Source organism: Antarcticimicrobium sp. (genome assembly GCF_029212575.1).
In the GTDB taxonomy this organism is placed as follows: domain Bacteria; phylum Pseudomonadota; class Alphaproteobacteria; order Rhodobacterales; family Rhodobacteraceae; genus Antarcticimicrobium.
This window is the reverse complement of the sequence record NZ_JARGPK010000093.1, coordinates 32441-43797: the sequence shown is the minus strand read 5'-3', so window position 1 is coordinate 43797 and position 11357 is coordinate 32441. Positions and strand designations below refer to the sequence as shown.

Sequence of the window (11357 nt, the reverse complement as noted above, 5' to 3'; positions counted from 1 at the left end):
GCCGGGCCGGTGACCGAGGCCGACATCGCCGTAAACGACATGCTGGAGGACCGCCTGCGCAGCGCCCGCCCCGATTACGGCTGGCTGTCGGAGGAGAGCGAGGACGGCAGCGACCGGCTGGGGCGCGAGCGTGTCTTCATCATCGATCCGATCGACGGCACCCGCAGCTTTGCCGCCGGCGAAACCACCTGGGCGCATGCCCTGGCCATCGCCGAGCGTGGGGTGGTGACAGCCGCCGTGATCTACCTGCCGATGCGCGATCTGCTCTACAGCGCGGCGCGGGGAACCGGGGCGCAGCTCAATGGCGCCGCGATCAATGCCAGCTCGGCACGCGACATGGGCAGCGCCGAAATCCTCGCGGCCCGCCCCAACCTGGAACCGGAACACTGGCGCGCCGGGGCCGTGCCCGGGTTTCGCCGCGCCTACCGCCCCTCGCTGGCCTACCGCATGGCGCTGGTGGCGCAGGGCCGCTTCGACGGCATGATGACGCTGCGCCCGAGCTGGGAATGGGACATCGCCGCGGGCGACCTGATCCTGCAGGAGGCCGGCGCGGTCTGTACCGACCGGCGCGGCGGGACGCTGCGCTTCAACAACCCGCACCCACAGGTCAACGGGGTGATCGCGGCCGGCGCGCCGCTGCACGCACGGCTGAGCGCGGCGCTTGCCCCGCAGGATCCCGACATCGCCCCGGCCTGAAACCACCCTGCCTTGACGCGGCACGGCCAAGGCGTAGGGTGCCGGCGAAACGGGCGCCCGCAATGCTGACCCAATTCGGAAAGGATCCGACATGGCCCAACGACTTCACCTGGTTTTCGGCGGCGAGTTGGTCGATCCGTCGAAGAGCGCGTTCAAGGATATGGATGACATCCATATCGTCGGCATGTTTCCTGACTACGAGTCGGCCTATGCCGCCTGGAAAGCCGAGGCGCAGCGCACCGTGGACGACGCCCACATGCGGTATTTCATCGCCCATATCCACCGGTTGCGCGACGAGGAACAGGAAGCCTCCTCGACCGAGGAACTGGGCTGACGCCATGCGTCTTTCGCTGGGACTCGCGACCTATCGTGCCCTGTCCTGGCGGTCGGCCCTGCCGCCGCAGGAGGTTCCGCCGCCGCGACCGCGTGGCCGCCTGGTATGGATGCACGCCACCAGCCCGGAACGGTACTCGGCGCTCCGCGATCTCGGGGTCCGGTTGCAGGCCCAGAGCCCCGGGGACAACCTGCTGATCACCGTGAATGCCTCGGTCCCGGTCTCGGGCGGGGCGCGACACATTCCGGCCCCGATACCCATGCTGTCGGACCACCCGCAGGCCACGCGCGGATTTCTCGATCATTGGCGGCCCGATCTCTGCCTGTGGACGGGTGGCGACCTGATGCCGAACCTGATCTGCCAGAGCGCGGATCTGGGCATCCCGATGATCCTGGCCGATCTGACCATCGAGGACCTGCCGCGGCGCAGCGCGGGATGGCTCACCGATGTGACGCGCCCCTGCCTCGGCCGATTCGAGACAATCCTGACCGCGACCGACGCCGCCGCCGCCCATCTGGCGCGGCTGGGCCTGCCCGGGGACAAGGTCGAGGTGCAATCGCGTCTGGTCATGGGGGTCAGCCCGCCGTCCTGCCCGGATACCGCCTTGACCGCGGCGATACAGGCGCTGTCGGGCCGACCGCTCTGGCTGGCCGCCTATTTGCAGCCTGAAGAGTTTGCGCCGGTCCTCTCCGCCCACCGGGATGCGCTGCGGCTGCAACACCGGCTGCTGCTGATCGCGGTTCCGGCGGACCCGGGCCAGACCGGCAGGCTGGTCGAGGCGATCACCACCGCCGGGCTGCGCCATGCCGACTGGCACGGCGGCGATTCGATCGGCGAGGAAACGCAGGTTCTGATCTGTGACGACAGCGCCGATCTCGGGCTGTGGTACCGGATGGCGCCGGTGACCTTCATGGCCAGTTCGCTGACCCCCGGCACGACCGGGCGGGGCCCCTTCGCGGCCACCGCGCTTGGCTCGGCGGTGCTGTTCGGGCCGAACGTCTCGGCCCATGTGGAGGCCTATGACCGGTTGCAGCGGATCAAGGCCGCGCAGCCCGTCCGCGACGCCGAAAGCCTGGCCCAAGCGGTGATGCAGCTTTCCTCGCCGGATCACGCGGCGGCGATGGCCCTGGCCGGATGGGATGCGATCACCGAAAGCGCCGCGCTCACCGATCATCTGGTCGACCTGATCCAGGATCGGCTGGACCTTTCGGAGGCCCGACATGCGCGCGCCTGAGTTCTGGAATCGTTCGCCCGACCGCCCCGGCTGGCGGGCGCGATTTTTTGCGCCGCTGGGCGCGCTCTATGCCCGCGCCACCGCCCGGAGGGTGGCCCGCGGACCGGGCATTGCCGCCGGCGTGCCGGTGATCTGTGTCGGCAACCTCAATGCCGGAGGGACCGGAAAGACGCCGACGGTAATCTGGGTGGTCGAGACCCTGCGCGCCGCCGGGCACGAGCCCCACGTGGTCACCCGCGGCTATGGCGGAACGCTCCCCGGTCCGGTTCGGGTCGATCCTGCCCGCCACCGCGCCGCCCAGACCGGGGACGAGCCGCTTCTGCTCGCCGCCTTCGCCGAGGTCTGGGTCGCCAGGGACCGCGCCGCCGGTGCCCGCAAGGCCGCCGAGGCGGGGGCCAGCGTGATCGTGCTGGACGACGGGTTCCAGAACCCTTCCGTGCAAAAGGATCTCTCGATCGTCGTGGTCGATGCCGCGCAGGGATTCGGCAACGGTCGATGCCTGCCCGCCGGGCCACTGCGCGAACCCGTCGACACCGGCCTGAAGCGCGCCGATCTGGTGCTTTCCGTCGGCGGGCCGGAGGCGCAGGCGCAATTCGATAAGCTCTGGGGCGCCAAGATTGCCCTGCCGCGCGCCCGGGCCGAGTTGGCGCCGCTGCAGACCGGGATGGACTGGTCCGATGCGCCGGTACTGGCCTTTGCCGGGATCGGGCACCCGGATAAGTTCTTTGCCACCCTGCGCCGACTTGGCGCCGATCTGCGCAGGGCCGAACCGTTGGACGATCATCAGCCGCTGTCAACCGCGCTGATGACCCGGCTGGAGGCCGAGGCGCAGGCGCTCGGCGCGCAGCTGGTCACGACGGAAAAGGATGCCGTGCGCCTGCCCGCCGAGTTTCGTCTCAAGGTCATTACCCTGCCGGTCCGGCTGCAGGTCGAAGAGGCGGATCACGTCACGCAGCTGTTGCGCAAGGCCGCGCCGCCCCCGGCCTGAAGCCTGTCCGCGCTAGGCCTCGGCGTCGTCCTCGCCCAGCTTCGGCGCCGGACGATGCAGCGCCAGCTCGGCATCCGAGAACCGGAACGGTGCGCGCACCCCCGGCACCCCGTCAAGTTCGATCTGCATCCCGCGCACCACGACCTGCGGATCGGCCATCACCTCGGCCAGGTCGTTGATCGGGCCGGCCGGCACCCCCTGCCCTTCGCAGGCGGCCAGCAGATCGGCCTTGCTGCGCTGCGCCGTGGCGCCGTTGAGCCGCGCGATCATCACGCGCCGGTTAGCGATACGGTCCTTGTTGTGCAGGAACTCCGGCGCCTCGGCCATGTCGTCGAGCCCGAGGATCCGGCACAGACGCTGGTATTGGCCGTCATTGCCGGTGGCGATGATGATATAACCATCGGCGCAGTCGAACACCTGATAAGGGGTGAGGTTGACATGCGCGTTGCCCATCCGCCCCGGCGTCTTGCCGGTGGTGAGATAGTTCATCGCCTGGTTGGCAGTCACCGCCACCGCCACGTCCAGCAGCGCCATGTCGATATGCTGGCCGCGCCCGGTGCGTTCGCGCTGATGCAGCGCCGCCAGGATCGCCGCAACCGAGTAGATGCCGGTAAAGATATCGGTGATCGCCACACCGGATTTCTGCGGCTGGCCATCCGGCTCTCCGGTGATCGACATCAGCCCGGACATGCCCTGGATGATGAAATCATAGCCGGCGCGATGCGCATAGGGGCCGTCCTGGCCGAACCCGGTGATCGAACAGTAGATCAGCCGCGGGTTGATCTCCTTGAGGCTGTCGTAATCCAGCCCGTATTTCTTCAGCCCGCCCAGCTTGAAATTCTCGATCAGGATGTCGGCGTCGCGCACCAGCGCGCGGACCTTTTCGCGCCCTTCCTCGGTGGAGAAATCGGCGAGGACCGAGGCCTTTCCGCGGTTGGTCGAATGGAAATAGGCGGCCGAGACATCCCCCCCGCGCTCGACAAAGGGCGGGCCCCAGGCGCGGGTATCGTCGCCCGCCGGGCTTTCCACCTTGATCACCTCTGCGCCAAGATCCGACAGCGTCTGGCCGGCCCAGGGGCCGGCCAGGATGCGCGCCAGTTCGACGACTTTCAGCCCGGCAAGCGGTGCACTCATTGCTTGGCCAGCTCCGCCTCGATCAGCGCCTTGAAGTCCTCGTAGGACTGGTTCGAGACCTTCTCGCCGTTGACTATGAAGCTGGGGGTCGCGTCGATTCCATGCTCTTCCGCGTTCTGCTGATACCAGGCGACCAGGGTTTGCGCCTTGGCGCCGTCCTGCAGGCAGGCCTCGAGCCTGTCGTTGTCCAACCCGGCGAGGCGACCGATCTTGCGCAACTCATCGACGATCTCGGTCGGGCCGCCGGCGCGAATCCATTCGCCCTGCCCCTTGAAGATCAGGTCGGAGATGCCGAAAAACTTCTCGGGGCCGCCACAGCGCGCGATCATCGAGGCCCAGAGGCCGTAACGGTCGAAATAGACCTCGCGGTAGATGAATCGCACCTTGCCGGTGTCGATGTAGTCGGCCTTGAGCTTCTTGTACGGGCCCTCGTGGTATGCCGCGCAATGCGGGCAGGTGTAGGAGGCGTATTCGATGATCGTCACCGGCGCATCCTCGGCGCCCTGGACCATGTCGACGATCGAGGAGGTATCGACCTCAGCCGCCTCCTGCGCGTGGGCTGCGCCGATCAGCAGCGGTTCCGACAGGCCGTCGGACCGTCCGGTGAACAGGACTGCGCCCGCAGTCAGCAGGATTGCCGCGAATATCGCGGGAATGATACGGGTCATCTGAACCCCTTTCTCAGTTTCGTTGCTTGGATAGAACGTTGCGGCCCAGACGTTCAAGGGCGGCGCGCAATCCGTCGTCCGCGACATCGCCTGCGGTTTGCGTGGCGTCACGGCATATCTCCGGGCTGGGCTCGGCGGGCTGCACCGGCGCGGGAGCCTCGAAACGCGCCTGCCCGTCGGAAAAACCTGTTGGCGCGGTCTGGGTGATGCGCACCCGGCTGATGGCGTTGTAGCCATAGGCCGCGTTCACCCGCTCGCGCAGCCGGTCCTTCTGCATCTCCAGCATCGGCGCCTGCGCGCCGGTGGTCAGCACGGTCAGCGTGGCACCGAAGCCGGTGCGCCCGTAGCCGATTTTGACCGGGCGGGCGATGGCGGCGATCTCGGGCCCGGCGATCTCGGCCCAATGGGTGAGCACCCGGGTCACGGCAAAGCCCCGGCTTTCGCCCGCGCGGCGGATCTGCTCGTTCAGCAGCGTCGCGGTGCGTTTGAAGCCCCGAGTTGTCGACCGGCGCGGTGCCATGCGTGGATTCCCATCTTCTGCGCGTTATTCTATGTCACAAGACAGCGAGTACCAGCGAAACCCGAAACCAGGGCGGATAAAGATTGCGTGACTCAGATTTCGAGACCGGTCCCGACGCCGCGCCGATCGCCGGCGACCTGCTGGCCTGGTACGATGCCCACGCCCGCGACCTGCCCTGGCGGGTGAGCCCGGCGGCGCGGGCTGCCGGGGTGCGCCCCGATCCCTATCGTGTCTGGCTGTCCGAGGTGATGCTGCAACAGACAACAGTGGCCGCCGTGCGCGACTATTTCCACCGCTTCACCACACTCTGGCCCGACGTGAGTGCGCTGGCGGCAGCCGAGGACGGCGAGGTGATGGGCGAATGGGCGGGCCTTGGGTATTACGCACGGGCGCGTAACCTGTTGAAATGCGCGCGTTTTGTCGCGGATGGATTGAACGGGCGCTTTCCCGAGGACTATGACGCGCTGCTGCAATTGCCCGGTGTCGGCCCCTATACCGCCGCCGCCATTGCCGCCATCGCCTTTGACCGGCCGGAAACGGTGATGGACGGCAACGTGGAACGGGTGATGGCGCGGCTGCATGACATCCACACCCCCCTGCCCGCCGCCAAGCCCACGCTGAAGGCGCAGGCCGCCGCCCACACACCGGCGGACCGGCCTGGTGATTACGCGCAGGCGGTGATGGACCTGGGCGCCACGATCTGCACGCCGAAATCCCCCGCCTGCGGCATCTGCCCGTTGCGGACCCCCTGCCGCGCAAGGGCGGCGGGAACCGCGCCCGAACTGCCGAAGAAGACGCCGAAGAAACCCAAGCCCACAAGGCGCGGCATCGTCTATCTGGCGCAAAGGAACGATGGCGCGGTGCTGCTGGAACGGCGGCCCGACAAGGGGCTGTTGGGCGGCATGCTGGGCTGGCCGGGCTCGGACTGGTCGGAGGCGCCGGAAGAAAACCCGCCGTTTGCCGCCGATTGGATCACCCTGCCGGCAGAGGTGCGCCATACCTTCACGCATTTTCACCTGATCCTGACGATCAAATGCGCGCCGCTGCCAAAGGCCGTCACCACCGAGGTGGGCGAGGTGATTCCGCGCGCGGCGTTCCGGCCCGGCGACCTGCCGACGGTGATGCGCAAGGCCTATGATCTTTGGCGCGACGGGGCCCCATGACCCATAGGCAAGGCGCCGCTAATTGGGTAGAATCCGCCCTGTTTCGTACAACCCGACGAGGTCGCCGATGATCCGCGCAGAAACACTGAGCCGCTGGCAGAGCGCGCTGCCCTTCTGGATCTCGTTCCTGCTGATCCCGGTCGCCTGGCTGGGCGCGGTTCAGGGCGGTTGGACGGTGATCCTGCTGCCGCTGATCACCTGGTATCTGTTCGCCGCGCTCGATGGGGTGGTCGGGCTGAACCTGGAGAATGCCGACCCGGAGACGCCGCCGGAGGATCTGGTCTGGTATCGGCTGCTCACCAGCCTTTGGGTGCCGCTGCAATTCGTCACCCTGTTCGGGATGATCTGGTACGTGACCCATACCGGACACCTCTCCGTGCTGGAAAAACTCGTGCTGTTCTTCGGCATGGGGGTGATCACCGGCACGATCGGGATCAACTACAGCCACGAGCTGATGCACCAGAAGAACCGGCTGGAGCGGCTGTTGGGCGATCTGCTGCTGGCGATGGTGCTTTATTCGCATTTCCGCTCGGAACACCTGCTGGTGCATCACCGTTACGTCGGCACCCCGCGCGATGCGGTCACGGCACGGTTCAACGAGGGGTTCCACCGGTTCTATCCCCGCGTGCTGCGCCAAAGCCTGATCTCGTCCTTCCGCGCGGAAAGGGACCGGCTGGCGCGCAAGGACCGGCCCTGGACCGACTCGGCGAATCCGTTCTGGCGCTATTGGGCATTGCAGGCGGCGATGCTGGGTCTGGCGGGTCTGCTCGGGGGCTGGGCGGGGATCGGGCTGTTTCTGATCCAGGCCGGGACGGCGGTCTGGCAGCTGGAACTGGTCAATTACGTCGAGCACTACGGGCTGACGCGGAAATACCTGGGCGAGGGAAAGTACGAACATGTGCTTCCCCAGCATTCCTGGAACGCGGCGCAGAAGGCCTCGAACTGGCTGCTGATCAACCTGCAGCGCCATTCGGATCATCATTACAAGCCGGACCGGCGATTTCCTCTGTTGCAGAATTATACCTCCGCCGACGCCCCGCAACTGCCCTACGGATATCCGGTCATGACCGTGGCGGCGATGATCCCGCCGCTGTGGCGCCGGGTGATGAACCCGCGGGTGCGGCAATGGCGGGCGATGTATTACCCCGAGATCACCGACTGGACACCCTACGCCCGGGCCACGAACCCGATGCCGAAGGGCAGTTGACCGGAGGCTTCCGGTTAGCCAAGCGTCCAGATCGTCATCGTCTCTTCGATCCCGCGCACGCTCTGATCCGGGCGGCGGGTGAACCCGTCGAGCGCAGTCACCGCGCCGCCGGCCTCTTGCAGCACCTGCGCGCGCAGCGCGTCGCTGATTACCAGCCGGACCGAGAGGGGCCGGGTCAGCGCCTCCAGACGGCTGGCGACGTTCACCGAGGTGCCGATGGCGGCGAACTCCAGCCGGTTGGCGCCGATATCGCCCAGAACGGCGGTGCCGAAATGCACGCCGATCCCGGCGTGGATCTCGGCCTCGCCGCGCTGGCGGCGCTCCTGGTTCCAGCCGTCGATCACCCGAACCATGGCGCGGGCGCAGTCCAGAGCGTTGGTGGCGTCGGTTTCCCCGGACAGCGGGGTGCCGAAGGTCGCCATGAGGCCATCGCCCAGGTATTTGTCCAATGTGCCGTCGTACCGAAAGACCTCGGCCTCCATCCGGGCATGGAACCCGCGCAGCACCTCGATCACCTCGTAGGGGTCGAGATCGGCGGAAAACCGGGTGAAGCCAACGATATCCACGAACAGAACGGCGATGTCCTGCCGGCGCACCTGTTTGAGCGGTTCGTCGTTCTGCGACAGCTCCTCGACCACGTTGGGCGAGAAATAGCGCGACAGGTTGGCGCGTTCGCGTTCCAGCGCCGCGTTGTCGATCAGCAGGCGCTTGAACCGGCGGGCCGAGACGCCCAGCGTCACCGCGACGATCAGGAAGACCACGACCTCCTGAATCCGCAGGCGCAGCTGAAAGGCGTTCGGGTCCAGCCGCGCCGCGAGGTCCGAGTGACCGGCAAAGACGGTCTGCGCGGCCTGTGACAACCCGGGAAACGGGGCGGAGGACCACCACGCCACGATCAGTGCGCCCGTCCAGATCGCGGCGGTCCAGAGCCCGATGCCGATCACCGTGCGCCAGGAAAACGCCAGCGTGCCGGCGGCGAGGATCACGAACAGATAGAGAAAATTGCCATGGCGGTACTGCATGGCCAGCGGCAGATGTTCGTCGCTGAGCGGGTTGGGCATGACGATGCCGAGGGTCATGATCGCCAGGTCGGCAAAGATCAGCGCCAGTTCGGCGCGCGATTGCCCGACCCGCGCGACGCGCCGCAACAGCCAGCCATTGAGTGCCAGAAGGGCGAGGAACCCGTGGTAGAACAACACCTCTCGGCTGGGGGTGAGAAAGATCAGGAAGACGGCGATCACCGCCAGCGCCACCCAGCGGGCGCGCACGGCAAGGTCCATGCCCTCGCATTTGTGCCGGAGCAGCGCGGCCTCGGTGTACTTGCCGGGCGTGCCCCCGGCCGGATCGAGGCCCGCCATGAGTGCCCGGGGCGAGCGGAACCGGCGGGATGCGTTTTCACTCATGTGGGGGCGGTCCTTGCAGGGTTTCGCGACGGCCCCTTCCTAGCGGGTCGCGGGCCCCCAAGGCAAAGCAATCCGGCAGAAAAAAGCCCCGCCGGAACGGCGGGGCAAGGTGCGGTGCCGCGCAGGGGCCAACATGTGGCCCGCGGGCACCGGCGGTCATTCCGGGTGTCGGTGATCAGGATTCGCGCATTTCCGAGCGGATCTGCTGGCGCAGCACGTCGATCGGCACGGTCTGGCCGTCGCGTTTGAAGCACCAGTAGGTCCAGCCGTTGCAGCTTGGCGCGCCCTCGAGCGCGGCGCCGACCTGGTGGATCGAGCCGCGCACCTCGCCGCCGATCAGGGTGCCGTCGGCGCGCACCTTGGCCTTGTAACGCTTGTTCATCGAGTAAAGTTCCTCGCCCGGGCGCAGCATGCCGCGTTCGACCAGCTGGCCGAAGGGCACGCGCGGTTCGGCCCGCTTGCTGGCGCTGACCTGCAGCGCGTCGCGGTCGAACTTGCGCACGCGCGAGATGCGTTTCTCGGCCACCTTGCGATAAGCTGCCTCACGCTCGATCCCGATGAACTCGCGGCCCAGCATCTTGGCCACGGCGCCGGTGGTGCCGGTGCCGAAGAACGGATCGAGCACCACGTCGCCGGGGTTGGTGGAGCCCACCAGCACCCGGTGCAGCAGCGATTCCGGCTTTTGCGTCGGGTGCGCCTTGTCGCCGTTGTCGTCCTTGAGCCGTTCATGCCCGGTGCAGATCGGCAGCACCCAGTCGGAGCGCATCTGGATCCCCTCGTTCAGGGATTTCAGCGCCTCGTAGTTGAAGGTGTATTTCGCGCCCTCGGATTTCGAGGCCCAGATCATCGTCTCATGGGCGTTGGTGAATCGCTTGCCGCGGAAATTCGGCATCGGGTTCGCCTTGCGCCAGACCACGTCGTTGAGAATCCAGTAGCCTTCGTTCTGCAACGCCGCGCCGACACGGAAGATGTTGTGGTAACTGCCGATCACCCAGATCGCGCCGTTGGGTTTCAGCAGCCGACGGGCGGCGGCGAGCCAGTCGCGGGTGAAAGCGTCATAGGCGGCAAAGGAATCGAACTGGTCCCAATGGTCATCGACCGCATCGACCTGACTGTTGTCGGGGCGGTGAAGCTGGCCCTTGAGTTGCAGGTTGTAGGGCGGGTCGGCAAAAATGAGATCGACACTGTTCTCGGGCAGACTGTTCATCACCTCGATGCAGTCACCATCCAGAATCACGTTGAGCGGGAGCGCCGCGGCGCCCGTGGATCTTGTTTTCGTCATTTTCTGCCTCTGTCCCGGCGCTTTGGCGCGCTCGATTATTAGCAGCAAAGATGAGTCAAACCCGATTCGTCGTCAATTTCTTTTTTGAATCAGTTACTTACGTATTTTCTTGATACAAGATATTGTGTACCGGTTTGAAGGAACGTCTATGGTGTGGGGTGACACCGAGATTTCGCAGCGCCTCTTTGTGGCTTTTGGTCGGGTATCCGGCGTTGCTCTCCCAGCCATAGCCGGGATGCTGTTGCGCCAAATCCACCATCAGCCTGTCGCGGCAGGTCTTGGCCATGATCGAGGCCGCCGAAATCGACACCGAGCGCGCGTCGCCGCCCACCACGGCGCGGGCGGGAAGGGTCAGCCCGGCAGGGATCATGTTGCCGTCGATCAGCAGGAAATCGGGGGCGGGATCAAGCGCGGCGATGGCGCGCTCCATCGCCAGGTGGCTGGCGCGAAGGATGTTGATCTGATCGATCTCTTCGACGCTGGCATGGGCGATGGCGACCTCGGCGCTGTCCCACAGCGCGCGCTCCAGCGTCTCGCGGCGGCGCGCGGTGAGTTTCTTGGAATCGTTCAGCCCCTCGGGCGTCGCTTGCGGGTCAAGGATCACGGCGGCGGCGGTCACCGGGCCGGCGATCGGGCCGCGGCCGACCTCGTCGACCCCGGCGATGCGCAGGAAACCCTGCGCGCGCAGTGCCTGTTCAAGGCTGTCGTCGGCTGTGCTCATGCCCGCC

12 protein-coding genes are annotated in these 11357 nt (G+C 66.8%); 6 read left to right on the top strand and 6 right to left on the bottom strand.

The genetic code is table 11. The features are described 5' to 3' along the window. From P1U75_RS19770 to lpxK, 4 genes are all read left to right on the top strand, one after another. Positions 1-696, top strand: a 696-nt coding sequence (locus P1U75_RS19770; protein ID WP_300246465.1) for a 3'(2'),5'-bisphosphate nucleotidase CysQ, incomplete at its 5' end; no start/stop codon positions are given. A gap of 91 nt (positions 697-787) precedes the next feature. Beyond that, positions 788-1030: a DUF4170 domain-containing protein gene (locus tag P1U75_RS19765; protein WP_300246463.1), complete on the top strand. Its 243-nt coding sequence runs from the start codon at positions 788-790 to the stop codon at positions 1028-1030. Between the two features lie 4 nt (positions 1031-1034). Then, complete coding sequence (locus P1U75_RS19760) at positions 1035-2264, top strand: glycosyltransferase N-terminal domain-containing protein (RefSeq protein ID WP_300246460.1); 1230 nt, start codon at positions 1035-1037, stop codon at positions 2262-2264. Then, positions 2251-3252: a tetraacyldisaccharide 4'-kinase gene (gene lpxK, locus P1U75_RS19755; protein ID WP_300246458.1), complete on the top strand. Its 1002-nt coding sequence runs from the start codon at positions 2251-2253 to the stop codon at positions 3250-3252. The genes P1U75_RS19760 and lpxK overlap by 14 nt, the downstream gene beginning before the upstream one ends. Positions 3253-3264: 12 nt before the next feature. Here lpxK and P1U75_RS19750 read toward each other — a convergent pair whose 3' ends face one another. From P1U75_RS19750 to P1U75_RS19740, 3 genes are read right to left on the bottom strand one after another with little or no spacing between them, the layout of a single operon-like run. Continuing rightward, positions 3265-4386, bottom strand: a complete 1122-nt coding sequence (locus P1U75_RS19750) for a CaiB/BaiF CoA-transferase family protein (RefSeq protein ID WP_300246456.1) — start codon at positions 4384-4386, stop codon at positions 3265-3267. Further along, on the bottom strand, positions 4383-5054 hold the full coding sequence (locus tag P1U75_RS19745; protein ID WP_300246454.1) for a DsbA family protein: 672 nt from the start codon (positions 5052-5054) through the stop codon (positions 4383-4385). Before P1U75_RS19745 ends, P1U75_RS19750 begins: the two co-directional genes overlap by 4 nt. 13 nt (positions 5055-5067) lie before the next feature. Continuing rightward, positions 5068-5574 (bottom strand): DciA family protein, encoded by a 507-nt coding sequence (locus P1U75_RS19740; RefSeq protein ID WP_300246452.1) that lies wholly within the window; start codon positions 5572-5574, stop codon positions 5068-5070. Between the two features lie 83 nt (positions 5575-5657). Here P1U75_RS19740 and mutY point away from each other — a divergent pair, with 83 nt between their 5' ends. Together mutY and P1U75_RS19730 are read left to right on the top strand one after the other, a co-directional pair. Beyond that, a complete protein-coding gene (mutY, locus tag P1U75_RS19735) occupies positions 5658-6737 on the top strand; it encodes an A/G-specific adenine glycosylase (RefSeq protein ID WP_300246450.1) in 1080 nt (359 codons plus the stop codon). A gap of 67 nt (positions 6738-6804) precedes the next feature. Beyond that, positions 6805-7944 (top strand): alkane 1-monooxygenase, encoded by a 1140-nt coding sequence (locus tag P1U75_RS19730; RefSeq protein ID WP_300246448.1) that lies wholly within the window; start codon positions 6805-6807, stop codon positions 7942-7944. Positions 7945-7958: 14 nt separating this feature from the next. On the opposite strand, the gene P1U75_RS19725 is transcribed toward P1U75_RS19730, so the two are convergent. From P1U75_RS19725 to P1U75_RS19715, 3 genes are all read right to left on the bottom strand, one after another. Then, positions 7959-9302: an adenylate/guanylate cyclase domain-containing protein gene (locus P1U75_RS19725; protein WP_300246473.1), complete on the bottom strand. Its 1344-nt coding sequence runs from the start codon at positions 9300-9302 to the stop codon at positions 7959-7961. Positions 9303-9522: 220 nt separating this feature from the next. Then, complete coding sequence (locus tag P1U75_RS19720) at positions 9523-10629, bottom strand: site-specific DNA-methyltransferase (protein WP_300246446.1); 1107 nt, start codon at positions 10627-10629, stop codon at positions 9523-9525. Positions 10630-10726: 97 nt separating this feature from the next. After that, complete coding sequence (locus P1U75_RS19715) at positions 10727-11350, bottom strand: ribonuclease HII (protein ID WP_300246444.1); 624 nt, start codon at positions 11348-11350, stop codon at positions 10727-10729. Positions 11351-11357: the final 7 nt, after the last annotated feature.